Raw genomic sequence first — 24518 nt, forward strand, 5'->3', positions numbered from 1 at the left:
GCGAATTACGGCCGGTACAACCAGCCCTACAAATCTGTGAGTGAAGACCATGTTTATAAATGATCTCCCCAACCGCCGCGACTTCCTCAAAACGGCTTCCGCTGCGACATTGGCAGCGCTTGCCGCGGGCGAACCGACGTTCTCCGCTGGCGCCCAAGGCGACACGCCGACCGCCAAGGCCGATGCGGTAATTGTGCTTTGGATGGGGGGCGGAATGGCGCATACCGAAACGTTTGACCCCAAACGCTACACGCCGTTTCGCAAAGGCCTACCCGCCAACGAAGTGCTCAGCACATTCCCCGCCATTGATACCGCGGTGGACGATATCAAGATTTCCGAGGGACTGGAAAACATCGCGTCGGTGATGGACCGTGGGACGCTGTTGCGCTCACACTATCTGGCCGATCTGGGCAAAATTTTGCATTCGCGGCACCAATATCATTGGCACACCGGCTACGAACCGCCGCTGACCGTGGCGGCGCCGCACATTGGGGCTTGGATTGCCTCGGCTCTAGGCCCCAAGAACCCCGCCGTCCCGGCGTTCATCGACATCGGTCAGCGATACGAAGGGAACGGCGAGGCGGAGGAACTGAAGGCGTTTCAGACAGCCGGGATTCTGGGAAGCGAGTTCGGCCCGTTTCGCGTCCCCGAACCAACGCAGGCAATCGAAACCGTTCGCCCGCCGGCTGGGATGAGTATCAAACGATTTCGAAACCGCTATCAGACGTATCGAAAAATGCTGGAGCAAAGCCCCGTTGCCCGGCACGGCAGCGACTACCAACGCGAGTCGTTGCTGCGCTCGTTGGACAATGCCTATAAACTGCTCGATTCCCCGGCAGCACAGGCGTTTGATTTGTCCTTGGAGCCGAAGGAAACCTACGCGCGTTACAACACCGGCCGATTCGGTTTGGGGTGCTTGCTAGCGCGGCGGTTGATTGAACAAGGCGCGCGGTTTATCGAAGTCACCACCGAATACATTCCCTTTTTCGGTTGGGACACGCATGACAACGGCCATACGCGATTGGTCGATATGAAAAAATCAATCGATGCACCGATCGCGCAATTGGTCCAAGATCTTGAACAACGGGGTCTGCTCGATAGCACGTTGATTGTCCTCGCCAGCGAATTCAGTCGTGACATGCTGGTCGAGGGCAAACCGGACAAACCGGTCGGCGGCCAAGTCGCGCAGCCTGACACGATTGAAGAGCTCAAATTCTACGGCATGCACCGCCATTTCACCGGCGCCAGCAGCGTGTTGATGTTTGGCGGCGGCGTGAAGCAAGGATTTCTGTACGGCAAAACCGCCGACGAACGCCCCTGCACAACCATCGAAAACCCGGTCTCGGTCACAGACCTGCACGCGACGATCTACCGCGCCCTGGGCATCTCCCCACAACATAAAGCAACCGTCGAACAACGCCCCTTCTTTGTCACCAAAGACGGCCACGGCCAACCGGTGACGGACCTGTTGGGGTGATTGCGAGAAGATTCACCACGGAGACACGGAGGACACGGAGCAGCTACGTCGCTATCTTGTTGACGATGAATTTTAGCCACAGATGGAACACGGATGAAACACAGATTTAAGGGCGTCGAAATACAAATCCCCAAACCGACGGCTTGCCGTCGCACACAGTGATCCATGCCAAGAGACTGGAAATTGTAGGAATCAATACGAAGCACAAGATTTGATTTCGACAACAATCTGCGCTCTAGAAACAAAGCCTCACATTGTAAGTCGCACGGAAAATGAAAAGGCGGACTAACTCAGAAAAGCGATCCGCAATGATTTCTAAAGCCTAAAGTCTAAGGTCTACAGCCTCTCCCCATATCTCGTCCTCAATCCCTCCGCGTGAAAAAACACCCAATGACTCTCCCCGAACACGCGATCTGTTCCGTGATGCTGGCGCAATTTGGAGTGCAACAACGGTTCGGTTGGCGGGGCACGCTGGTGGTGGCATTGGCGGGGATTTCTCCGGACTTCGATACCGTTGCCAAACTGTTTGGGGATGAGCATTTTTGGACGCTGCACCATGCCCTGGGGCATAATGTGTTCGCCCTGGCCCTGCTCGCTGCTGTCGTTTCTGGCCTGGGACGTTGGGTGCTTGGGCTGCGCCCTTGGGGGTATCTCTTTTTCTGGTGCATGATAGCCGCCACGGCGCATGCGGTCACCGATTGCCTGTACTGGTTCGCCGTCAAACCGCTTTGGCCGCTCAATGACTGGGCGATCAAATGGGAGATTCTGGAATACCTAGACCTGATCGTCTTGGCGATGTGGTTAACGGCGGCGATCTGTTTGTGGAAATGGCCGCAGCGCGGACGACTGATTGCGACAGTCACGCTGTCGCTTTTTACCAGTTACGTCCTCCTGCGGTTCGCGACACCCCCGCCGACGGGGGTCTGGAAATTTATCACCGGCGGTTGGATGTACGACATCCCCGAAGGAACGCCGGGCTTTGGGTGGTGGTGAGGGCTGGAAGAATTCTGTAGGATAAACTGCCGCCCATCCATTTCTTCGCATCACGAACCTTCGAGTGCTCAGGAGTTTTTTGCATGGCCCGCAAACGACGGTCCGTCGCCAATTCGAAACGTAAGGCCTCTGCGGAACAGGATCCGCTGGGGAAATTGCTCAAGGTCTATCGCCCAGCGGTCGGCAGCTGCTTTTTGGTGATCGGATTGGGATTCATTATTGGCGTGCTGTGTGTGGCCTTCGCGGCATTTCTGGTGAACAACACACTCGTTACGGGAATTGCGATCGCACTCGCACTGTTGTTCCTGATCGGGACGATTCTCTATTCCGTGATCAATTATCGACAGCGCTTGGAATTCCACAAAGGGGGACTGCGATACACGAAAGGCCGTGCGTTGGTCGAAATTGTCTGGCACGACATCATTAACATCCAGGCTGGCCGCAGCAATGCTGTTGGCTACGGTCCTTTGCATGTATTGACACGCTCCGAAGACGCAGAGGCACGCGATGATTTGTTAACCGAAAGTTTCAGCGACTCATTTTGGGATGTCACGATCGTCGATGTCGCCGGTCAAACGATTTATCTAAATCAGATGTTCATGACCGGTGTGAAAAAACCACGCAAGTTTATCCATAATTTGCGTAACGGGGCCGGACTGCAAGCTGGTGAAGTTCGATAAAATAGCCGTCGTCATGAACAGTCCTCAATAACGACTCATTTGGAAATCCTACGCATGCACACCTCAATCCTTCTCACGGCAATCCTTCTTGCCCCCGCAGCAGCGCCGCAAACGGTGGAAACCGATTTGCTGGTCGTGGGTGGTTCTGAATCGGCCGTCGCCGTGGCTGTGCAAGCGGCGCGGTCGGGAGTGCGGCGGATTGTGTTGGTGAACGACATCGACTGGCTGGGAGGACAATTTACGGCCGAGGGTTTGGGGGCGGTCGATGAATGGACGATCTACAAGGGGAAGCGGGAACCGTTTCCTCGCAGCGGATTGTTTTTAGAAATCATGAATGCCATCGAAGCCGACATGCAGCAAAAATACGGCTTGCCGCGACCGGGGAACGGCTTTTGTTCTTGGACGACCTGTGAACCGCGGGACACGGAACGCTTGTTTCGCCGTCTCGTCGCTCCGTATTTGCAATCGAGCGGCGGTCCGCTGCAGATATTCGGCAACTATGAACCACTGCAAGTCACAGTCGCCGACGGAGTCGTGAGGGGTGTTGAATTTGTCTCCACACAACCCGGCCAACAACCACTCACCGTTCGGGCAAAATTAACCGTCGATGCCTCCGACTGGGGTGATGTCGTCCGGCTCAGTGGGGCGGCGTACATGCGCGGGCCCGATTTGAAATCGGCGTTTGACGAGCCAGGCGCGCCGGAAAACCAGACCGCCGTCCGCCCCAACGAACTCAATCCGATTACCTATTGCATGATCCTCCGCGAAACGGACACTCCCACAGTGATTCCCCAGCCGCATCATTACGATGAGCGGCGATATTATGGAACGACCGTAGCCACCAAGGAAGAGTTTCAAGAGCTGGGTTGGCCGCGGGGGACGATGTCGCCACGTGTTCCGGCCTGGAAGGAGAGCACGATGGCGAACGGCCCGTATGGAGAACAGCCGTCGGTCTATACACACCGCCGCTTGGTGGATCGCCGACACAATGAGCTTCAAGCTGGCAGCGAATCCATCCTGGTAAATTGGCCGCTGCAGGATTATCCGACCTATAATTTTCCCGCCTATTTGCGCGAGCAACTCGAAGCGACCGAACCGGGGGCCTCGGAGAAAAACCTCGTCGACATGACCCCTGCGCAGCGGCGATTGGTCTTTGCGGATGCCAAATTGCACGCGCTGGGCATGTTGTATCACCTGCAAACCACGGTGCATGAAAAAGACCCGTCACAGGCGGTTAGCTTTCGTGATATGGAATTGACCGACGAGTTCGGGACGCCGGACAAAATGCCCTTAAAGCCGTACGTCCGCGAAGGTTTGCGACTGGATGCGCTCTACGTGCTTCGCGAACAGGACATTCGTGACATCGACGGCATGCAATCCTGGGCGACCGTAATGGTGCCCGACAATCTCTTCGGCTTTCAATTCAACATCGACTTTCATCCGACAAAGCGAATTTTCTTAGACGACGATCCCAGCGGACCGTGGGCGCATATTCATTCCAGTTACCGCAATTGGGGCACGCACACCGACCGTAGTGGGTTTCCGCTGCGAAGCCTTGTTCCAAAACAAATGGACGGACTGTTGGTGGCGGGAAAAAACCTGGGGTATACCAGTATCGTCAGTTCGGCCGTACGATTACACGGGCATGGCATGCTGGCCGGACAAGCGACCGGAGCCTTGGCGGCGATGTCATTGCGCGAGGGTGTTCCTCCCCGCGAAGTCGCCGCCGATTGGAAACGCATTCGCGAATTGCAAACGCAACTTGTTTCACCCTCCAGCGACCCGAAAACAGGACAAACCCCGCCCGGTGTGCTGTTGTGGCCCTATCACGACCTGCCGGTCGAGGCAGAACATTTCGCAGCCGCCAACCAATTGGCCATTCGCATGATCCTGCCGGGCGAACAGGGACTGCAGGACTTTGAACCGGACCGAGTCGTCACGCGCCGCGAACTGGCCCGGACAATCGCGCGCGCCGCTTTGAGCACGGGGCAATTTCCAGATTTCGATTACTCCACCAATACTGATCGGCCGGCATTCAGCGATGTGGACATCTTCGATCCTGATTATGCGGCAATTGAGTCACTGCAGCGCTGGAAGCTAATCGACGGCAAAAAACAATTTCACCCGGATCAGCCTGCAACCTGGGAGTTCCTCCGCTCGATTGCTGGAAAATTAAATTGGACCGTCACGGACGCCTCAACCGATCCGGCAACGCCTCTTACCCGCGCTCTATTAGCACAGGCAGTGTGGGGGGCGATCCAAGCACGTCCGCATGGAATGCATGAGGCCACGGCGAACTATCTGCAGCCAGGACACGATACGGACAATGATGGCACCGAAGACCTCAACGACCCGTTGCCGTTCGATCGCGACAACGACGGCTTGCCTGATCGAATCGATGCGGATGACACGGGCAACGGATTGCCGGACCGTTTAGCGGTCGATGGACTTTCGATTCGGCGCTTCAATTTCACCGGGCGCGGCGCCAAGCAGGTTCCAGGCTATCACAATGACTCTGGACTTGCGTTTGATGGGGAACGGGGTTTCGGCTGGAGGACAGACATTTCCGCCAACCATCGCCACCGACATCAACATCCCGATCCGGTCAAGGATTCGTTCTTATTCACCCGGAAAACCGCTGTTTGGGAATGCGCGCTGCCAAACGGCACCTACCGCGTCAGCGTTACAGTGGGAGACAGCGGGCATGCGCAGCCCGGACAGCAATTGTCCGTCGAAGGCATGCCGGCCGTGAACAAAGTTGATACGGCTCTCGGGCGATTTCACACAGCCAGCGTGACAGCCAAAGTCACCGACGGGCGTTTGACGATCGAGATGGGAACAGAAAACCCCAAACTCAATACCTGTCTGAACGCCGTGACGATCATGTCGGCAACAACACCTTTGGAATAATCGTCGGCCGACTAGATTGCGAAATCGCACAGGCCCTCAAGGTGTGTGACGGGCGCAGTGACCGCGAGCGGTTTTTGCGGAGCGACGTTTTCAGTCGTCAGCAATTCGCTTCGCAAGATCTCAACATCCCGTGGCGCATCGATTCCGATTCTGACCGTGTTGTTTCCCGTGTCGACGACCGTCACACGGATGCAACCATTGATGACGATGCTCTCATTCTTTTTCCGCGATAGTACAAGCATTTTACCCCTCCTTGACTAAAAAGTTGCCATTCCAATTGTCCGGCGCACAATGGTGGCCGGGTCATTCGCAAGAAGAAACGCCAAGCCTCCCACGCAAAAACAGCGCAAGTCGATCCATAGCGGTAGCTGCAACGTCAAGGGGGAGGAATCAAGTCGGTGGGAAGCTTGGCGGAATTACGGCAGGTTGTTGGGGGATGTTGCGAAGCGTTCACCGCGCGCATCCCATAAGCCGCTCAAGCGGTAGGAGGGGTAATTTATCCGATCTTTGACGGTTGTCAAGCTCGGGTTGTAAAGTTTGCAAAAGGGCGCGCTCACCTCTTATTTAGAGGGGAATTACGATACCTATCGAGGGTCCCGAGGCTGCAATAGCCAACGTATGCTGAACAAACAGTGTGGTCTTTTTTCAGCCTGCGTCAGCAAGCAAACAGCAGCTCCTTAGGAACCATGCGGGCGGCAATTCGCTGGGGTTTCCACTCCGCAGGCCAGCGATTCCAGTGTAGCTGTCGCTTTGTCGGGCCAGCGGATGGAGAACAGGACGATGAGATTGAAGAAATGCATCCCCCCTAAAATCAACATCACCCACCCGACTTTGTAGGTAAACAACTCGACGAACGATTGCAGCGTGTCCGCCTCACCGCCGTAACGAATGCCTAAGCTGACCAGCGCGATATTCGTCAAATAATAACCCGCCCGCAGCAGGCGATTCACTGCATCAGCGGTAGGGATATTGCCGGCAAAGATGTCGATCAAAAACAGCCGACCATGTTTGTACAGCGTCTGTCCGACGAGTACCGTGATCAGAACGCTAAACGTCAAATAGCAAATGTGGCTCCAAAGCATAATCATGTCGAGTCTCCCCGGGGCATACCTTGGTGAAACGCGAAAAATGCCCGATAACCCCGGCGGGCGCGACGCCGGGGTTGGATGTTCCCTCATCAATTCGGTCGTTCTTGGCGGACCGCAGTGGGATTGCTGAGTGGTTCGCCATAGCGATTTTCGAAAATCGGCTCTGTGCTAGACCGGTTGTTTTTTCGAATACCGGTGAAAACGATCAGGATGATGAAATGCATGCACCCCAAGGCCAGCAAGACACTGCCAATTTTCGTGCTCAATAATTCAATGGCCGATTGCGTGTCGGTGACCTGCGCGCCATGTTTGAGCGCCAAACAGATGAAGCCGAAATTGATCAGGTAGAATCCGACCGTTAGCAAGTAGCTGATCGCATTGGCCAATTCGGTGCGGTGATTTCTTCCGTCAGTGACATAGACGGTCCCATTTTTGCGCAGCGTTTGGGCCACCCAGATCGTAATGCCACCACAGACCGCCAAGTACGCCGCGTAAGTCCATACCATAGTCGTCATGAGCGATTCCCCCAACAAGTGGTTGACGTTGATTCGATTGCCGAAGCATCGGTGGACGTTGTGTCCTGCCGAATCAACCGTGGAGAAACCGCCGACTTAACCCAAAATGCCGACGATTCGGCACCGAGCGTTGGAAATGGCCGTTACTCGCCCGAATCGTAACGATGCGTGGGGACCGGACGGCCGGGGCGGAAGCTTTGTGTTTGACGAAATTCAGCTGTCGTCGCATGCCGCTGGCATACATCGGCGACCGCCTGTTTCACATGCTCTTCCAAGATGACCGGATCGCAGGCGACACGGGCATTGATGATCAAATCGACCTCCTTGACTTGGCAGTTCGACGGCAACGACAACTCCGGCTGGTCTTCACTACTGATCAGGTTGGCAACTCCAAAGAAGCCTTCCCACAGGCCGATGGTTTTCAGGTGGGCGGTCTCTGCTTCAGCGTCAGCCAGTGAATCTCGCAGGGTGTTCACGATGTCCAGCAACACTTCATCCAAAGAAAACTCCGTTTCCGAAGTCATCCGCAGACTGCTGTTCAGCCAGCCGAGTTCCGCTTCTCCATCGGCATAAATATCGTAGTCGATGTCCAAGACCCGGCGACCAAAATCGCCGTCTTGTTCCAAAAACTGAACCAGGCCCTCAAAGCCGTCGCCGGTCTTCGCGGACAGGCGGAGTAAGGGGATCCCGGGATGGTGTGTCGAAACCAACTCCGCCAACTCATTCACCGCATCGTCGGACAGTTCGTCAATCCGGTTGACAATAATCGCGTCCGCTTCTTCGAGTTGCTTTTTCAAAATATAAGCCGCTTTTGGCGAAAAACCGGCGCGTTGTTCGTTACGCAAAATCCGACGGCCGTGGCTCGGTTTGAGGATTACCGCATACGGGGCGATGCTGAACTGAGCCTCGTAGATCCGTTTGATCGGCTGAATCACCGTTGCCACCAGATCGGTACAACTCCCGACCGGTTCTGCCAAGATCACATCCGGAACCTCTTCGGTGCCCAACCGCTCAATGGTTCCCATCAACTCGTCAAAGTTACAACAAAAGCAGGCCCCGGCGACTTCGCCAACGGAATAGCCTTGGGAGCGGAGCGTATTCGTGTCGACCAGATCCGTCGCTTGATCGTTCGTTACAATGCCGACCGTTTTGCCTTGATCCATGTAGTGCTTTGCCAAGCGACCAAGCGTGGTGGTTTTTCCAGCGCCCAAAAATCCGCCGACCATGATGAATCGAATTTGGTGTGACATGGCAATATGCTCTTCAAGGAGTTTAAAACGAGGCCTCAAACGTCTGTTTCCAGTTGAGGCGAATTGACAAGGTCCGGATCAATGACCATTTTAGAGAGTTGCCGCTCTCGAACCAATCCTCACAACGGATGTCCTATGAATTCTGACAATCCCGATCAGCCCGCATTGTTGGGTGGCACGCCTATTCGCCCACAGGGACCGCCGTTATGGCCGACGGATATCCCCGGCGTTGCTGAGGCCATCATCGGTGCTGTTGAGGATGGTTCCTGGGGCAAGTACCACGGGCCGCATGTGGAAAAATTGTCGAAGCAGTTGTCGGACTACCAACAACGAGAGCATGCGGTGCTCACCTGTAGCGGAACCGCTGCTATCGAATTAGCGCTCCGCGGTCTCAAAGTCGGAGCCGGCGACGAGGTGATTCTGGCGGCATATGATTTTAAGGGCAACTATCAAGACGTGTTGATCGTGGGGGCCACACCGGTCTTGGTCGATGTTGATCCACTCAGTGGAAATCTCGATCCGACTTTATTGTCCGCCGCAATCAGCGACGCGACCAAGGCCATCATCGTCTCACACCTACATGGCGGAATGGTCCCGATGCGAGAGGTGATGGAGTTTGCCCGTGCGCACAACATGAGCGTGATCGAAGATGCCTGCCAAATGCCCGGTGCACGAATCGAAGGAGCCTGGGCGGGAAGTTGGGGCGACGTCGGCGTCTTCAGCTTCGGCGGCAGCAAAACCTTAACGGCCGGCCGTGGTGGAGCCCTGGTGACTTCTCGCTCCGATATTGTGCAGCGGATCACGTTGTACAATCAGCGCGGCAATCTCGCCTACCCGTTGTCGGAACTGCAGGCGGCGGCGTTGATTCCGCAACTGGAGCATCTCGATACCGCAAATGCGGCACGGGCCGTCAATGTCGCAACTTTGTGTCAACTGCTAGCAGATTTCCCGGGACTGGTGCCGCTGCAAAACGCGGTCGCCGATTGCGAGCCGGGATATTACAAGTTGGGATTTTGGTATCATCCCGAAGAGTTCGACGGGCTCTCGCGGGAGCGATTTTCGCAGGCAATGCGCGCCGAGGGGATTGCGTTCGATCCCGGTTTCGAAGCCTTACACAAAATCCACAGCGCCCGCCGCTACCGCGCCGTCGGTGATCTACAAACGGCCAATACCGCACACGAGTGCATGCTAACACTGCATCATCCCGTGCTGTTGGGCACAACAGCAGACATCGAAGAAATCGCCCGAGCGGTCCACAAAGTGAAAACACACGCCTCCGCCTTAAAAACGCACCCTGAACAGTTCGAGTCTCCGGGAGGGCGAAGCTCCCGCTGAGCCGCATCGGTACATTAGGCGTAAAACGGAGAATTCGTTTTGCCTGTTGACGCATCCCGGTCGCGCGCGGCTCGGACGGAGCCTCGCCCTCCCGGATACCGTAATGAAACAGCGCAGCGACCAACGGGAGCGGACTACGTCGATTCGTGCGGTAGCACGGGCAAAGCGGCATTTGACGCAACGGCGTTTGCCGCGGCGGCTGCGCCGTCTGCCATTTCTCCGGCGTGGTAGCTGGAGCGGACGAAGGGGCCGCTGGCGACCATCTTGAAGCCCATGCCGCGAGCCATCTCGCCGAGTTCATCGAATTCTTCGGGCGGAACGTAACGCTCGACCGGCAAGTGGTCCCGTGTGGGTTGCAGGTATTGTCCCAGGGTGAGCATGTCGCAGTCGACCGAACGCAAGTCGGCGAACACGTCCAGCAATTCCTCAGTGGTCTCGCCCAGTCCCAACATCAATCCACTTTTGGTCTGCATCGTGGGCGCTTCGTCTTTGACCTGCTTGAGCAGATCCAACGTGCCGCGATAGACGGCGTTGCGGCGGACGCGGTCGTAGAGACGGGGAACCGTTTCGGTGTTGTGATTGAACACATCGGGCGCTGCTTCGATGACTCGCGAAATCGAAGCGCGGTTGCCGCGGAAGTCGGGGGTTAAGACCTCGACGGCTGCTCCGGTGCGGTTGCGGACCGCATGAATGCATTCAAAGAAATGCTCCGCTCCGCCATCGGGCAAATCGTCGCGGGTGACTGAAGTGATGACCACATGTTTCAGCCCCAGCCGGGCAGCTGCTTCGGCCACACGGTGTGGTTCATCGGCTTGCAGCGCTTCGGTTTTGCCTTTGGGGACGGAACAAAATCCACACGGACGGGTGCAGACGTTTCCTAAAATCATGAACGTCGCCGTCTTCTGTGCCCAACACTCGGTGCGGTTGGGGCATTTGGCGCTTTCGCAGACGGTCTCCAATTGAAATTCTTCAATCAGATTCGACGTGAACAACATTTCCGGCTGCGGCATCGGCCGTTTGAGCCAAGAGGGCAGACGGCGGCGCGGTTTGGGTTGAGGGACGTCGTTGAGTATTTCAAGCGTAGACATTGGCTTTCCTAGTCCGCCGCAGCAGGTGGTGTCCGGTGTAAACGTGATGCTGTTCATATCCCCAACGGGCCGACAAATGCCGAATCAGGCTTTCTCGCACGCTGCCGACGGAAATGGGGGCATTTCGTTCACGTTGTAAAGAGGTGATCGGCGGCGCATTGTCGCCGGCTTGAACGAGTTTCGACCACGACAGGATGGGGGAGACATTCAAAAATAATCCATGGTAGCTAAACCATGATTTGACCGCTAAACCGACGTGGGCGAGTTGCCCGGTCCGGCAAAATACTCCGGGTTGGTCTGCATCGCGCTGAGCGACGACGCGTTGTTCGCGGCAGGCGTCAATCACGGCGTTCTCTAAGGTGCTGCGGTAGGCCGTTAATCCCAAGCCCAGACGCGCTAAAGGCAAAATGGGATAAATCGCCAATTGCCCCGGTACGTGAACCAGACAACCGCCACCGCGATTCAACCAACGGATGTCGAGCATCCGCGCTCGTAGTTCTTCATCTGTGCAATCCAGGTGTGCCCGGCTGCCTTCACGCCCCACGGTGATCAGCGGCGGGTGTTCGCAAATCAACAAGGCCCCTTGGGCATCTTCCCGACCGCTCAACTCGTAGACCAACCGTTCTTGCAGAAACAACGCCGCATCAAAATCGACCGTCCCCAACAGATGCACCTCCAGCGAAGCATCGACGGTCGCTGGACGGTTTGCAGGAGACGTATTCATCAGAAGAACCGAGGTCTTTTAAGAGTAAAGTCATAAGGTATTACGATGCTGTGACGTGGTGATTGTCCGTCGTATCGCAATGCTGTGTTTTTTGTCGAATTCTATTTTAACAAACGCTCGAAATGCTCTCAATGTGCGGCCCGTATCACATCAAGAAAAGCTGATCGCCAATGAGGCGAGCAAACGGTCCCGGTTGGCTATTCCGACACGTCGACCGATTCCGCTTGGTCTTCCAGACTGGTATCCATCCCATCCTCGCGTTTGAGCCGCGAACGCATATAGAGTCGGATGGGAACCTCTTGGAAGGGAAGTTGCTCGCGAAGTACGCCCAACAGGTACCGCTTCCAACTCGGGTCGAACAGTTTGGGATCGTTACACTTCAGCACGATTGTCGGCGGTTCGGTTGAGACTTGCGTGCCGTAGAAGATTTTCGGCCGCCGGTTCTTACGATGCGGCGGCGGGTTGTTTTCGATCGCTGCGCGGACGACCGTGTTGACTTTCGATGTCGAGACGCGAATGCAAGCTTGTTTGTGAATCGTCTGGGCCAAGTTGATCAGCTTTTTCACGTTGCGCTGCTGCTCGGCGGTGATAAACGCGATGGGCACGTGACGCATCGAGGCGAACTGATGGAAAAGGTATTCCGTCCACTTTTCAGTGGTCATATCACCAGCCAAGTCCCATTTGTTGACGACAAAAATGCACGGTTTATGGTGCGTGGCGATTTCGTCCACCAGCTGTTTGTCGACGCGGGAAATTGTGTCGATGGCATTAAAAAACATCAAGACCACATTCGCGCGGCGGACACTCCGTTTGGCGCGGGTCAAGCCGTACCATTCCACGCTTCCGGCGAGACTCTTCTTCTTGCGAACTCCGGGGGTGTCGATGGCAATGAAGGACTTTTCGTCCAATTGAAAATGAATATCCACGCTGTCGCGCGTTGTCCCGGCGACTTCGCTGACGATCATCCGGTCGGTTTCGGCCAAGACGTTAATGAAGGTGCTTTTGCCGACATTGCGACGCCCAACGATCGCCAACTTCAATTCCGGCGTTGCCGACAACAGGGCGCCTTCATCTTGCTCGATTTCATCTTCCGACGGCAACATCTCCAACACTTTGGCCAACAAGCCGTCGAGATTACGCCCACTTTTAACGCTCGTGCAGACAACCGGCGCACTGGTCAGGCGGTAATATTCCGCGATGTCTTCATCCAGTTTGGGAGAATCGCATTTGTTGATGACCATCAACATCGGCTTTTCCAGTTTGCGGAGCCGCTCGGCAACGTCGATGTCGAGTTTTGTGACACCCGTTTTTCCGTCGACAACAAACAGGATTACTGCTGCCTCTTCAATACCGACCTGGATCTGGTGGTCGATATCAGCCGAGAGGTCATCTAAGTCGACGATCCCGATTCCACCAGTATCGACTAATTCGAAATAACGGTCCCCTTCGTGCATCAAGTACGTAACGCGATCGCGGGTGACTCCCGACATCGGATCCACAACTGAGATCCGTTTTCCGGCCAACCAATTCAACAGCGAACTCTTTCCCACATTGGGCCGACCCACAATGGCCACTTTCGGAACACCCATCGTCGCGTAACTTTCACTTCCTCTTTGGTGATGTTTTCAGTCAAACGGAGTATTGTAGGGGCACAGGCGTACATAATCCACTGGTTCCCCCAGGCTGCGCCTGGAACCCAAGGAATCCCATAAATCACAGTAGGACCACGAACATTGGCAGATTTTGCGGCCGATTTAGCGATTTGGGGCCCCGGTGGCTCAGCACACGGCATGGTTTCGCTCAAAGCCGGGCAGAAATATTGCCGCGATTTGGCGACCACGCACTACGAAAACTTTCCGGTCGTCAGTTGGCTACTGCCCCGTAATTTGCACCAGCATTTTTACAATGTCTATGCGTATTGCCGGTGGTCGGATGACCTAGCGGACGAAATCGACGAGACCGCACGGTCGCTGGAACTGCTCGATTGGTGGCTGGGGGAGCTGCGGAATTGTTATGCCGGGAGTGCGACGCACCCGGTTTTTGTCGCTCTGGCTGAGACAATTCAGGAGTTTGACATCCCAGCCGAGCCGTTTGAAAACCTGCTGTCCGCCTTTCGGCAGGATCAAAATGTGCACGAATACGCGACCTTCGACGATCTCCGCGACTATTGCCGTCGCAGCGCCGATCCGGTGGGGCGACTGGTGTTATATCTATGTCGCAGCTACAACGAGCAAAACGTGGCGTGGTCCGACTCAGTTTGTACCGGCTTGCAATTGGCCAATTTCTGGCAGGACGTTGCCCGCGATCTCGATATTGATCGCGTATATTTACCGATTGAAGATTGTGACCGATTCGGATATAGCCGTGATGATTTGCGGAACCGTGTGACGAATCCAGCGTTTTTGAAACTGATGGCTTTTGAGGTGGATCGCGCCCGTGATTTTTTAACCGCGGGTTTCCCACTGGTCCCCGCCCTGCCCGGCCGTCTGCAAATGGATATCGAATTGTTTATTCGCGGCGGGTTAAAGATTTTGGATCACGTAGAACGGATTGATTACAGGGTTTGGGAAACTCGACCGAAAGTTCGCAAGCATGAGTTTATTGGGCTGTTGGCCGGATGTGTGTGGCGGGCATTTGGGAGACGGGTTGCGAGACTGGGCCGCTAAGGTCAAAATCAAACCCCATGTCTCAATCGGCGGCAATGTTATAGGCCTTCACTTTCATGCAAGCGTCCATCGACAAACTGACAAGCGATGCTCCAAGCGCCTCCTTGGCGGAGTCGCACGCCTATTGCCGCACGCTCGCCAAACGAGCGGCGAAGAATTTCTATGTCTCGTTCCTCACACTTCCCACTGTGCACTATCAGGCGATGTGCGCACTCTATGCCTTCATGCGGATTTGCGACGACATCGGTGATGACACTTCCGTCTCGCTTTCCCAACGGAAAATTGCATTGCAAGAATGGCGCGACGCGGTGATTGTCGCTTTAGAGGGGGGACCGGCAACACATCTCTCCTTGCCCGCATTGTACGATGCTGTCGAACGTTTTCAGATCCCGCGTGAATACTTGTTCGCTGCGATTGACGGTGTGGAAATGGATCTGGGCACCGTGGAATTCGCTACCTTTGAAGACCTCTCCCACTATTGTTATCACGTTGCTGGTGTAGTCGGGTTGTGTTGCATTCATATTTGGGGATTCCATGACGACCGCGCACCCGCAGCGGCGATCGAGTGCGGACTAGCGCTGCAATTGACAAACATCGTGCGGGACATCAAGGAAGATGCGCAAATGGACCGTGTCTATTTACCGCAAGAAGACCTGGAGCGATTCGACTATTCTCTGGCGGACATCCAACACCAACGGCGTGACGAACGATTCCGCGCGTTGATGCAATTTCAAGTCTCCCGCGCGCGGGAGTATTACAGCGCCGGTCGTCGGTTGTATGATTACCTCGAACCAGTCGGCCAACCAATCTTGGATGCGATGCTGCGGATCTACGGGGGCTTGTTAGACGAAATCGAGCACCGCGACTACGATATCTTCACCCAGCGAGCGCGGGTCAGTACATCACGCAAACTGGCCATCGCCGGTTCGGCCGTCCTGCGGCATCAATGGCGACGCTTGACGCAGCGATAGTCAACCTTCGCAGCCGCTCTTCCCAGAGTGACGCGCCACCGATCTCATTCCGGGATCGCCGACTGCCTTCACTCCAGTGGGACCGCTATTTCTTCCTTTTGGTCCTCAGATGTTCTGGGAACCTTGCTGGGGAAGGAATTTCGTAGGGTGAAACCCTAGTGTTCAGAGAGCTTTGTTAGGCGGTTCTTTGATCAATTGTGAAGATAAGCGGCTTGCTGGCTCAATGCCTCCTGGTTAACCCTGGTTCTGCGAAGTTAACTGCTAGATCTCATTGACTTTGGGGCAATCGTGCCGTCAAACTGGAAGAGGACTGTTGGGCCACCAGTTTTCGACCAATTTGAGCGCGGATTTGAGTCTGTCAGGGGACTGGAATCTGTTGCGAAACAGCGGCGAGTCATGGGACAGGACTTGCGACAGTTGTTTGTTGGTCGCCTTCAAGACAGATTCCTACCGGTCGTTCCTGACGACGACGCATGCCCGTGCCGATCAATTCGAATTCCCTTCTTCGATTTATCTTCTGGGGTCATGAACGACAACCGTGCCCAACTACTTAAGCAGTCGGTACTTTCAACTGTGCCGCTGCAGTTAGCCATCACCGAAGCTGGATCCTCTGACCCGGTTTTGTGTGAGATGGGAAATGCGTTTGCGCTGATCGGCCGATCAGAACGTTGTCAGATCCGGTTGAAACACTCCGACGTCAGCTTTCGTCATGCTTATTTGCAAAATGTGGGGGGCCGCATTTTTTGTGTTGACCTCAACAGTCGGTCCGGCACGTTGTGGGGAGACAAACGGCGACGCGGCGGTTGGTTAACCGTTTCCGACGGACCGCAGATTGGGCCCTATCAGATCCGCTTGGCGAAGCCCGACGTGGGCGACAACTCACCATTTCCAAATAATTTCAACCCCCTGGATGCCATTGATGCCAAGATGTGCTCCGTGGGGCCGGTCCAGTTGGAGTTCCTGAACCGCTCAACAATAGGTCGGACCTGGACGATCAATCGCATGCTCACATTGGTCGGCAGTGGAACGGGATGCAAAATCCGTCTGGAAGATGAAACGATATCGAATGTGCATTGTGGGTTGTTGGTCACGCAGGGCGGCTTGTGGGTGATTGATTTTTTGGGGCGCGGGGGAACCCATGTCGACGGTCGGCCCGTCGATTTCGCTTGTTTGGGCCCGGGACAAGTGTTGCGCGTCGGCCAATTTGGCATGCGGGTCAAATACGATTCCGATCCAACTTCAGACATGGACCTGCAAGGCGATACCGAGGAGTTTCGATCGTCGACGGAATTCCCCATGGGCGAGACATTCATCCGAGAACCGATCCAGGATCCCCCGGACGGGCAAAATGGTTCCTCCACGGACTTTGACGTGGTTCCGGCAGTTCTTCCGGGCAATTTTGTGGATTCTGTTGTGAAATCGGGATTGTTGTCGCGCGAGCAAATCAACATCGTTACCGAAGCCGCCTCGGACGTGGAGTTGAGTTGTGCGGCGACGGCAAAGCTTCTTGTTGAGCGGGGTATGTTAACCGCTTGGCAGGTGGAACAAATCTCGGCCGACAAAGCGCAGCACCTCATCGTGGCCGAGCGTTATCGTCTGTTGGAGCGGTTGGGACACGGGAGCATGGGAACGGTGTATCGCGCCTACGATCCGCAGATGGCGTGCGACGTGGCGATCAAATTTCCCAAGGCCCGCGCCTTCAAAAAGCCGCGGATGTTGATCCGCTTTCGCCGAGAAGCAATGATCAACGATAAGATCCAACACCCCAACATTGTGCGAGCGTATGACGTCGCGGCGTCGGGCAACTACATCGTCATGGAGTATGTGCCGGGGCTGAATCTCAAACAGTTCTTGCAACAATCCGGCGCGCAAGCACCGGAACGCGCTGTCTCGATCGGTATACAAATCGGCGAGGCGTTGCAGTTCGCCTACCGAAACGGTGTGACCCACCGTGACATTAAACCGTCGAATATTTTGCTTTCCGATGACGGTACCGCCAAACTGCTTGATCTAGGATTAGCACGACTCGACGACGATCCCGATTCGGAAACCGAATGGGGAGAAAACCAGACAGCACAAATGACCCAAGCGGGTGTCCAATTGGGGACGACGCGGTACATGGCGCCCGAACAGGCCGCCGACGGGCATTCCGCCGATGTCCGCAGCGACATCTACGGACTGGTTTGCACACTCTACGACCTGTTGGCGGGCCATCCACCGTTTGATGCCGATAATCCTGTCAAAATTATGATGATGCATGCACAGGACCCGGTTCCCCCCATTCCCGGAGTCGACGAACGGTTGATGGCCATCATCGAAAAAGGGCTCGCCAAAAAACCGGTCGACCGTTTCCAAACCCCCGCCGACCTCGTCGACCGTTTGCGGGATTGGTTGACGATTCGCGAATTGCAGCAAGAGCTCGAAGCATTGCGACAGGGACAAGAAACCGCCGACACGCCTTCGCACGCGGATTAAATCGTTACGTAAAGCCGCCGGCGGAATCGATCAAAGAGAAAATAGATCGATATGGGGGTGGCTCAGTCGAGCTGCCGGATGCTATCCAAACACCTCTTCCAGCGCCGCCCGCATCACCGCTGGATTGGGGGCGACGCCTGTCCAGAGTCGAAAGCCAATCACGCCCTGGTTGACGAGCATGCCCAGACCATCCAATACGGTACATCCCGCCGCCGTGGCCTCCCGCACCAATCGAGTAGCTGGGGGATTGGGGATCACGTCGGCGACGACCATGTCGGCAGTCAGGCTGTCGGTGTTTAGCGGGATACGGGCGTCGACGTCGGGAAACAGGCCGATTGAAGTTGCGTTGATCACCACGTGGGTGCCAGCGGGAATATCGTAATCGTCGGTCCAGTGGACGAACTCAACAGCGGCGCCGGTTTTGGCTTTGATCAGCTCGGTCAATTGTTCACCGCGCTCCGTCGAGCGATTAACGATCGTGAATTTCGCAGCCCCAGCCAGTGCCATTTCGATGGCTATCGCCCGAGCCGCTCCCCCGGCGCCGAGGATCACGACGTTTTGCCCTTGGGGGTCGGACACCTCGCGGAGCGACTCCACAAACCCCTTGCCGTCTGTGTTCTCACCGATCAACTCATCACCGTCACGAATCACGCAGTTGACTGCCCCCATCTTTTCGGCCGCTTCGCTCAGCCGGTCCAGATGTTGAATGACTTCGACTTTGTGCGGAATCGTGAGATTGAATCCGCGAAACCCCATCGCCTTGGTTCCGGAGACGGCTGCAGCGAGATCGCTGGGGGCGACTTCCAGCGTCAAATACCGCCAAGCCAGCCCCGCATCGGCGAAGGCAGCTTCGATCATGACCTGCGTGGGATTTTCCGCGACTGGTTGGCCGAATACGGCGGTGATTTCCTGTTTGAAGGAGAGTGGCTCAGACATTTATTGAGGCTTTCTTGTTTTAGTTTGGGTGATGGCGACATACACGGCGTCTGCTCGCATTCTAATGGGTTACCAATCAACACAAACGGGTTGCGGGAGCATGCTGAAATGCCGCGAGCAATTGCGTTGGATTTGGCGTTCCGGTTCACTTCCGGCGCTCCCCATCTTGACGATGCGCAGATCAGTATCGCATAATACCGTTGCGTGACCAATTCGGGGAGCCAGCGAGCGCGGATCGAACAAGGAGCGATACGGATGAAGTTTTTCATCGCCGGCGCAGCGCTAGCTGTGTGCGCATTGACTGCAGGCACTGCACAGGCACAACCCGGCAAAACGTACCCCAAAGTCTATGGGGCATCGGGTGGTTTATACGGACCGACCCAGGCGCACTATCAGTACGCTCGCCGCTACGGCCGTGCCTGGACCGGCGGGTCAAATACATCGGGGCGGCGCCATCACCATGGTCACCACAACCACCGAGGCGGTTTCGGCGGCCGGGGTTACTATGGCGGCCCAGGATTTTATGGCGGATATGGGTATTCTCGCAGCTATGGTTATCTCGGTGGGTACGGCCTCTACGGCGGGACCTATGGCGGGTATTACGGCTATAGTGCCATCAGCTACCCGGTGGTCGCACCCATTTTTAATTCTGTTCAATGGAATCCGACCGTGATTCAAGGACAGCCGCTGATTATGGGAGCTGACCCGTTTGATAATGAGCTCCTCAAGCAGGATCAGCAGATTACGGATCTACAACAACTCAAAGATGCTCTGATGCCCGCGGACAAAGCCCCGGTTGTTGTGGCAGTGAAAAAATCGAACGGAGCCGCCAAGCAGCGCAGCTTGCACCAACAAGGCTTGGGCGATGTCGCATTTTTGCAGCAGAAATACAGCAAAGCTTATTCGCATTACCGCAGCGCCACCAAAGTCGCCCCCGATTTAACGGACAACTATTTCCGCATGGCATGGGCTTTGGTGGCCATGGGGCATGAGGCCTCAGCCGTTCGGGAAATCAAACGCGGTTTACGGCTGGACCCGTATTGGCCACTGACCGGTGTGAGTCTTGATGAGCGATTCGGACCACAAAATGAAATCGGCAAGGATGCCGTCTTGTTGAAAACGGCACAATGGGTCCGCGAGGATATCCGCGACCCCGACCGGCTGTTTTTAATGGGCGTGCTGTTGCACTTCAACGACGACATTGATCGCGCGCTGAAGTTCTTTGAGACGGCAAGCCAACTCGCCGGGGCTCCGCAGTATGTGCAACTTTTCTTGCACCCGCAGGCGCCGCCCCAAGATGCGGATGCTGCAGGCGATCCAGCTGCCGGCCAGGATCCCCCGATCGCGCCACCGCAACAACAACCCGCCCCGGCTTTGCCGCCCGGCCAACCGCCATTACCACCGGCTCCCATGCCCGAACCGGCGCAGTTACCCGCCAATGAAGCGGCAGTTTCGGGGCCGGTGTTGCCGGTCATCGAGTGACCCGCAGCACGCGATCAAATTATTCCCGTTTTCCGGCCGGACTGGCATACTTATGGGCCGGCTGTTGCTTCAACTCGTCCAATTTGATGTCAATGGTGGGGATGACTGTCGGTTCGTCATCGACCACCGTCACTTGGAACCTGGGGTCTGTGCTGGATGGGGAATTGAAGTTGTTGCCGAATCGATCTGGGCCAAACAGTCCCCCCAAGGCAACTCTGAGCATTTCCATCGTGAGTACGTATTCACCGGGAACGGCACCGTCTCCAGCTCGATAGGAATTGAAGACAAAGTTTCCATCTTTGTCGGCAAGGCATTTGGGAATCCGTTCTCCTGGCTTCGGATCTCGCCCTTTGGGGTAGAGCTTCAATTCGATCTGTCCATATTCAATCACGGGGGCCGGTTTCCCGTTCACTAAGACCGTCCCGCTGACTACGGACGTCTTGGGCGGAGTCGGGCCATCCGGTCCTTTCGAACAACCTGCAATCAAGACTGGGACCAAAAGTAGAAGTAGTAGGCGAGAGAGCTTCGTTTGCAGCATTTCATTTTCCAACGAGAAAGCAGGGACAGATGTCATGATGTGAAGTGTTTGCGAGCTGGCTTCATAACCCGTTGACCACAACTGGCGTTGGTGGGTTCCTCACGAATCGTGATTCTTCGCCATGTTTGGTCTACAAAGCTGTGACGCGTTGACAGCTGGATTTCTGCTAAAAAAGGGTTAGCAGACAAGCGCACAAACGCGAAAGAAAGGAGGCCTATTGACTGTCGTGCATAGCGCCAGCAATAGGCCTCCGAAAATTCTCTAGTTCTGTTGGAGTTCCAACTTCAATGACGAAGTCGAGAACTTCAACAGCTTAGAAGTCTCCAGTGATTTCACCACCGGCAAAGGAGACAAGGCGACCGATGACTCCAGAGTCAACGCTTTCGCCTACGAATCGAGCCGAGCCGTCACAGAGCAGAACCATGGTCCCGCCACTGTGGAAGCTATAGCCACCACCCAATCGTTCATTGGTGCAATTGATGGTGCATAATCCCGATCCGACGTTCGTTCCATCATAGAGGGAACCCCGCACGTAGGCGGCTCCGAGGTATGGATCGTTCCAGGTGCCACCGGGTGTGACGATTCCGGATACGACTTGGCCTTTGCGGTAGACCGTTGGGGCGCCAGCCCGTTCGATGATCACCGATGTGTTCGTTGTGCCATCGACGATGTGCCGAATCCCAATATACTGCTCATCCGAGAGGACGCCACGGTTGAAATCTTCGCCGGCAGCATCGTCGATATCTCCCCCGACCGCACTGGTGGCGGAGTAGTCCATCGCTCCTCCGCTGATCGTAATGCCTGCACCGGCGAGGGCCGGATTCAACATCGCTCCAAAGTCAGCATCTTGAATCAAATTCGACGCACGCGGGGTACTCGGGCAGATGAAACCAGGAATGGCATGGAAGCACGCCAATTGGTTGTCGACCTGGGGGTCGGTCGCTTGGGGGGCGTAGTCGTAAGGGGGAGGAGCACCGGCAACCGTAAGATCCAATGGAGGGAGCGTGGCGAGAATGGTCACTCGTGAATCGATCCCTTGGTAAATGTTCTGTTGATCCATATAGGGCAACAGGGCAGTCGTCCAAACTTGGACGTTCGGGTCATCGGTCGGAGAGTTCTGCGGGTTTCCGAAGAAGGGGTTGTTCGGCCCTTGGACGTAACCAATACCCAGTGGGAACTGAGTGTACACATCATGATAGTTGTGCAACGCCAAGCCCATTTGTTTCATGTTATTGCGGCATTGCGTGCGACGGGCGGCTTCTCTGGCTTGCTGAACCGCCGGCAATAGCAAGGCGATGAGGATGGCGATGATAGCGATCACCACTAACAGCTCGATTAAAGTAAAACCTCGGGAACGTACTTTACTCATAGCTTCTCTTTCCGAATTTGTTGGGAAATGCAAAAAACGAACAGATGAGGAGTTGAAAAGAATTAGTGGCCGATGAGTAATCCCGCGACTCCAGGTATTCTCGCGACTCAGAGGAGCCTGACGTCAAGACGCCACGCGATCCATGAATACTGCAATAATGGCCAAGAACCGTTATATCCTGCAGTAATCCATGGTCATTGTCAAACAAAAATAGGTTGAAAAGGTCGCGTCTAAACCGTTTGCTTATAGTACTTAAATACCTTTCGGGGTAAGTCAACAAAACACTCTCTCTTGAGGCTGTGCAGTCATGTGTTTGACCACCTGGAGTGAGTTGACATTGGGTGTTTGCAGCATTGTTTTCAATGGATTAACGCTCGATCCAGCACTTTGTCTCGTTGCCAGTTGATGGTTAAAAAACCTATACCAATTGAGAACCATGACTATGTCTTTCGGGGAAGCCATCTAGGGTAATGTGCTATGCTTTTTACCTATGCTGCTTTAAATTCGTGCGAGACTCTGGCAAAAAAGTTTTTCCCTCGTGGTTAAAATTAAGGATGTTTTCGTCGTCGACGGGTGGAACTCATGAGAGGATTGGTCGTCCTGCTTAAAACTCAACAATTGACAATGGCTCACAAAACGAGCATGATTCATTCCCTTGCGCGGACACTTCACGCGGGGGCAAGCGACTCTGTTGAATGCAATTCAACCTCGCTCATCTATTAAGAATACAGATGCTATTGGCCCCAAGATTGTGTTGCTCTGTTGGCGTTCGTTAGAGTGGGGAACGTTTCCGGCTCTGCTCTTACTGCTTTTGCTTTCGATGTATGGTGATTTCATGAACGCCCCTCAGTCTGCTCCCGAATCAACCACTGCTCCGTCGCCTCGGCGGAAGAAGTGGGTTTTCAAAATTCTCCTCGCGATCGTTCTTCTCGTTCTGCTGGTCCCGATCGCATTGCAAGGGCTGGCCGGTTTTTCGCCGGTCGTCGACGTCCGCAACAAAGTGAGTTCGCTCGGCGGGACAATTCAGACGGCTGTGGCTGCCCCTGAGTTTTTGCAATCAATTGTCGGCAAAGATTGGGCGGGCTGGGACAGGTTTTACGGCGGCATTGAAGTGGACCAAGTCGGTCTCAATCAATCCTTGGTCGAGGACCAGGATCTGGCATTGCTCCAGCAGACTCCAGGACTCCGGACACTGAAGCTTCAGACGACAAGAATCACCGACGCTGGCATTCAACATCTCTCCAGTGTACCCCAGCTTCAAAAGCTCGATTTGGGGGGAACAGAGATCACCAATGCTGGGCTCGATCATTTGCAATCGCTTGAGGAATTGCAGGAATTGGCGATTGCCGACACCGCTGTTTCCGACGACGGTATCGCCAAGTTGGCGGGATTGAAAACTTTGACTGTGCTGGATGCATCCGGAACCAACCTAACAGACGCTTCGCTCAAAACGCTTTCGGAAATCCCCATTCTCAAGACTCTGAAGTTGGATGGATGCAATCTGACTGACGAGGGGTTGACGGTGCTCAAGAATTGCAAATCACTCACTTCACTGTCTCTCGACGAAATCCCACTGACGGGGAGTTTCCTCAAGGAGCTGCAAGGTGTTCCGCTCGAAGATCTGAGTCTGGCCCATACCAACTGCGATGGCACCATGTTTACAGATGCTGGCGAGCTGAAAACGCTGAAGACCCTCAGCCTGAGTCATTGCCCGGTTGAAGAGGCGGGGATCGCCTCAATTGCCGCACTCTCCGGTCTGGAAACCCTGTCACTCGACAACACCAAGATTAACGAAGGATCCGTCGCGGGACTCAAAGGCATGCCGCAGCTGAGGATTTTGTCAATCAATTCAACTCCGACTACGGCCGATACGTTGAGAGAGTTGAAGGGTATGCCCAAGTTAAAATTGGTCATTGCCAACAAGACTCAAGTCTCACGAGGAGATGTCGATGCATTGGGAGCGGAGATCGAATCCTTTTCCGTCCTGATTGTCTCTTCCGGTGGCGGTGGTTGATCATCAA

General features: G+C 55.2%; 20 protein-coding genes. 10 read left to right on the forward strand and 10 right to left on the reverse strand.

Annotation, left to right across the window (positions count from 1 at the left end; translation table 11 throughout):
• Window positions 1-49 precede the first annotated feature (49 nt).
• The 4 genes from Mal52_RS13630 (at window position 50) to Mal52_RS13645 (ending at window position 6060) form a co-directional block, all read left to right on the forward strand.
• Entirely contained in the window at window positions 50-1477 is a 1428-nt protein-coding gene (locus Mal52_RS13630; protein WP_145376757.1) for a DUF1501 domain-containing protein, read from the forward strand.
• 390 nt (window positions 1478-1867) lie between these two features.
• Window positions 1868-2470: a metal-dependent hydrolase gene (locus Mal52_RS13635; protein WP_145376758.1), complete on the forward strand. Its 603-nt coding sequence runs from the start codon at window positions 1868-1870 to the stop codon at window positions 2468-2470.
• Between the two features lie 83 nt (window positions 2471-2553).
• A complete protein-coding gene (locus Mal52_RS13640; protein ID WP_145376759.1) occupies window positions 2554-3150 on the forward strand; it encodes a hypothetical protein in 597 nt (198 codons plus the stop codon).
• Between the two features lie 54 nt (window positions 3151-3204).
• Window positions 3205-6060, forward strand: coding sequence for an FAD-dependent oxidoreductase (locus tag Mal52_RS13645; protein WP_145376760.1), 2856 nt, complete (start codon window positions 3205-3207; stop codon window positions 6058-6060).
• Window positions 6061-6071: 11 nt separating this feature from the next.
• Here Mal52_RS13645 and Mal52_RS13650 read toward each other — a convergent pair whose 3' ends face one another.
• The 4 genes from Mal52_RS13650 to Mal52_RS13665 form a co-directional block, all read right to left on the reverse strand.
• Entirely contained in the window at window positions 6072-6302 is a 231-nt protein-coding gene (locus Mal52_RS13650) for a carbon storage regulator (RefSeq protein WP_145376761.1), read from the reverse strand.
• A gap of 435 nt (window positions 6303-6737) precedes the next feature.
• The gene (locus Mal52_RS13655) at window positions 6738-7148 is read right to left on the reverse strand and encodes a hypothetical protein (protein WP_145376762.1); all 411 of its coding nucleotides are present in this window, start codon (window positions 7146-7148) and stop codon (window positions 6738-6740) included.
• An 89-nt stretch (window positions 7149-7237) separates the two neighbouring features.
• Window positions 7238-7663: a hypothetical protein gene (locus Mal52_RS13660; RefSeq protein WP_197534896.1), complete on the reverse strand. Its 426-nt coding sequence runs from the start codon at window positions 7661-7663 to the stop codon at window positions 7238-7240.
• Between the two features lie 143 nt (window positions 7664-7806).
• The gene (locus Mal52_RS13665; protein WP_145376763.1) at window positions 7807-8913 is read right to left on the reverse strand and encodes a GTP-binding protein; all 1107 of its coding nucleotides are present in this window, start codon (window positions 8911-8913) and stop codon (window positions 7807-7809) included.
• A gap of 135 nt (window positions 8914-9048) precedes the next feature.
• Here Mal52_RS13665 and Mal52_RS13670 point away from each other — a divergent pair, with 135 nt between their 5' ends.
• Window positions 9049-10248: a DegT/DnrJ/EryC1/StrS family aminotransferase gene (locus Mal52_RS13670; protein ID WP_145376764.1), complete on the forward strand. Its 1200-nt coding sequence runs from the start codon at window positions 9049-9051 to the stop codon at window positions 10246-10248.
• Window positions 10249-10382: 134 nt separating this feature from the next.
• On the opposite strand, the gene lipA is transcribed toward Mal52_RS13670, so the two are convergent.
• The 3 genes from lipA to der form a co-directional block, all read right to left on the reverse strand.
• Window positions 10383-11336: a lipoyl synthase gene (lipA, locus tag Mal52_RS13675; RefSeq protein WP_145376765.1), complete on the reverse strand. Its 954-nt coding sequence runs from the start codon at window positions 11334-11336 to the stop codon at window positions 10383-10385.
• The gene (locus Mal52_RS13680; protein ID WP_145376766.1) at window positions 11323-12060 is read right to left on the reverse strand and encodes a lipoyl(octanoyl) transferase LipB; all 738 of its coding nucleotides are present in this window, start codon (window positions 12058-12060) and stop codon (window positions 11323-11325) included. The genes lipA and Mal52_RS13680 overlap by 14 nt, the downstream gene beginning before the upstream one ends.
• A gap of 197 nt (window positions 12061-12257) precedes the next feature.
• Window positions 12258-13649, reverse strand: a complete 1392-nt coding sequence (gene der, locus Mal52_RS13685) for a ribosome biogenesis GTPase Der (RefSeq protein ID WP_145376767.1) — start codon at window positions 13647-13649, stop codon at window positions 12258-12260.
• A gap of 144 nt (window positions 13650-13793) precedes the next feature.
• Between der and hpnC the strand changes: the two genes are divergently transcribed.
• The 3 genes from hpnC (at window position 13794) to Mal52_RS13700 (ending at window position 18172) form a co-directional block, all read left to right on the forward strand.
• Window positions 13794-14726 (forward strand): squalene synthase HpnC, encoded by a 933-nt coding sequence (gene hpnC / locus Mal52_RS13690; RefSeq protein WP_231962656.1) that lies wholly within the window; start codon window positions 13794-13796, stop codon window positions 14724-14726.
• Window positions 14727-14782: 56 nt separating this feature from the next.
• Complete coding sequence (locus Mal52_RS13695; RefSeq protein WP_145376768.1) at window positions 14783-15697, forward strand: phytoene/squalene synthase family protein; 915 nt, start codon at window positions 14783-14785, stop codon at window positions 15695-15697.
• A 525-nt stretch (window positions 15698-16222) separates the two neighbouring features.
• Entirely contained in the window at window positions 16223-18172 is a 1950-nt protein-coding gene (locus tag Mal52_RS13700; RefSeq protein ID WP_197533930.1) for an FHA domain-containing serine/threonine-protein kinase, read from the forward strand.
• An 81-nt stretch (window positions 18173-18253) separates the two neighbouring features.
• On the opposite strand, the gene aroE is transcribed toward Mal52_RS13700, so the two are convergent.
• Window positions 18254-19108, reverse strand: coding sequence for a shikimate dehydrogenase (aroE, locus tag Mal52_RS13705; protein WP_145376770.1), 855 nt, complete (start codon window positions 19106-19108; stop codon window positions 18254-18256).
• 255 nt (window positions 19109-19363) lie between these two features.
• Here aroE and Mal52_RS29780 point away from each other — a divergent pair, with 255 nt between their 5' ends.
• On the forward strand, window positions 19364-20590 hold the full coding sequence (locus Mal52_RS29780) for a hypothetical protein (RefSeq protein ID WP_197534897.1): 1227 nt from the start codon (window positions 19364-19366) through the stop codon (window positions 20588-20590).
• A 19-nt stretch (window positions 20591-20609) separates the two neighbouring features.
• Here the strand turns inward: Mal52_RS29780 and Mal52_RS13715 are convergent, their stop codons facing one another.
• On the reverse strand, window positions 20610-21002 hold the full coding sequence (locus Mal52_RS13715; protein ID WP_145376771.1) for a hypothetical protein: 393 nt from the start codon (window positions 21000-21002) through the stop codon (window positions 20610-20612).
• Window positions 21003-21441: 439 nt separating this feature from the next.
• Entirely contained in the window at window positions 21442-22497 is a 1056-nt protein-coding gene (locus tag Mal52_RS13720) for a DUF1559 domain-containing protein (protein ID WP_145376772.1), read from the reverse strand.
• Between the two features lie 835 nt (window positions 22498-23332).
• Between Mal52_RS13720 and Mal52_RS13725 the strand changes: the two genes are divergently transcribed.
• Window positions 23333-24511: a leucine-rich repeat domain-containing protein gene (locus tag Mal52_RS13725; RefSeq protein WP_197534898.1), complete on the forward strand. Its 1179-nt coding sequence runs from the start codon at window positions 23333-23335 to the stop codon at window positions 24509-24511.
• Window positions 24512-24518 lie beyond the last annotated feature (7 nt).

The organism is Symmachiella dynata, from assembly GCF_007747995.1.
Taxonomy (GTDB): Bacteria; Planctomycetota; Planctomycetia; order Planctomycetales; family Planctomycetaceae; genus Symmachiella; species Symmachiella dynata.

Excerpts from the sequence above, each read along its gene's own strand:
- Mal52_RS13640 (WP_145376759.1), top strand. The coding sequence starts at position 2,554 with ATGGCCCGCAAACGACGGTCCGTCGCCAATTCGAAACGTAAGGCCTCT.
- Mal52_RS13650 (WP_145376761.1), bottom strand. The coding sequence starts at position 6,302 with ATGCTTGTACTATCGCGGAAAAAGAATGAGAGCATCGTCATCAATGGT.
- Mal52_RS13680 (WP_145376766.1), bottom strand. The coding sequence starts at position 12,060 with ATGAATACGTCTCCTGCAAACCGTCCAGCGACCGTCGATGCTTCGCTG.
- Mal52_RS13645 (WP_145376760.1), top strand. The coding sequence starts at position 3,205 with ATGCACACCTCAATCCTTCTCACGGCAATCCTTCTTGCCCCCGCAGCA.
- lipA (WP_145376765.1), bottom strand. The coding sequence starts at position 11,336 with ATGTCTACGCTTGAAATACTCAACGACGTCCCTCAACCCAAACCGCGC.
- Mal52_RS13635 (WP_145376758.1), top strand. The coding sequence starts at position 1,868 with ATGACTCTCCCCGAACACGCGATCTGTTCCGTGATGCTGGCGCAATTT.
- Mal52_RS13695 (WP_145376768.1), top strand. The coding sequence starts at position 14,783 with ATGCAAGCGTCCATCGACAAACTGACAAGCGATGCTCCAAGCGCCTCC.
- Mal52_RS13725 (WP_197534898.1), top strand. The coding sequence starts at position 23,333 with ATGAACGCCCCTCAGTCTGCTCCCGAATCAACCACTGCTCCGTCGCCT.
- Mal52_RS29780 (WP_197534897.1), top strand. The coding sequence starts at position 19,364 with ATGAAGTTTTTCATCGCCGGCGCAGCGCTAGCTGTGTGCGCATTGACT.
- aroE (WP_145376770.1), bottom strand. The coding sequence starts at position 19,108 with ATGTCTGAGCCACTCTCCTTCAAACAGGAAATCACCGCCGTATTCGGC.
- Mal52_RS13660 (WP_197534896.1), bottom strand. The coding sequence starts at position 7,663 with ATGACGACTATGGTATGGACTTACGCGGCGTACTTGGCGGTCTGTGGT.
- Mal52_RS13665 (WP_145376763.1), bottom strand. The coding sequence starts at position 8,913 with ATGTCACACCAAATTCGATTCATCATGGTCGGCGGATTTTTGGGCGCT.
- der (WP_145376767.1), bottom strand. The coding sequence starts at position 13,649 with ATGGGTGTTCCGAAAGTGGCCATTGTGGGTCGGCCCAATGTGGGAAAG.
- Mal52_RS13700 (WP_197533930.1), top strand. The coding sequence starts at position 16,223 with ATGAACGACAACCGTGCCCAACTACTTAAGCAGTCGGTACTTTCAACT.
- Mal52_RS13655 (WP_145376762.1), bottom strand. The coding sequence starts at position 7,148 with ATGATTATGCTTTGGAGCCACATTTGCTATTTGACGTTTAGCGTTCTG.
- Mal52_RS13630 (WP_145376757.1), top strand. The coding sequence starts at position 50 with ATGTTTATAAATGATCTCCCCAACCGCCGCGACTTCCTCAAAACGGCT.
- Mal52_RS13720 (WP_145376772.1), bottom strand. The coding sequence starts at position 22,497 with ATGAGTAAAGTACGTTCCCGAGGTTTTACTTTAATCGAGCTGTTAGTG.
- Mal52_RS13670 (WP_145376764.1), top strand. The coding sequence starts at position 9,049 with ATGAATTCTGACAATCCCGATCAGCCCGCATTGTTGGGTGGCACGCCT.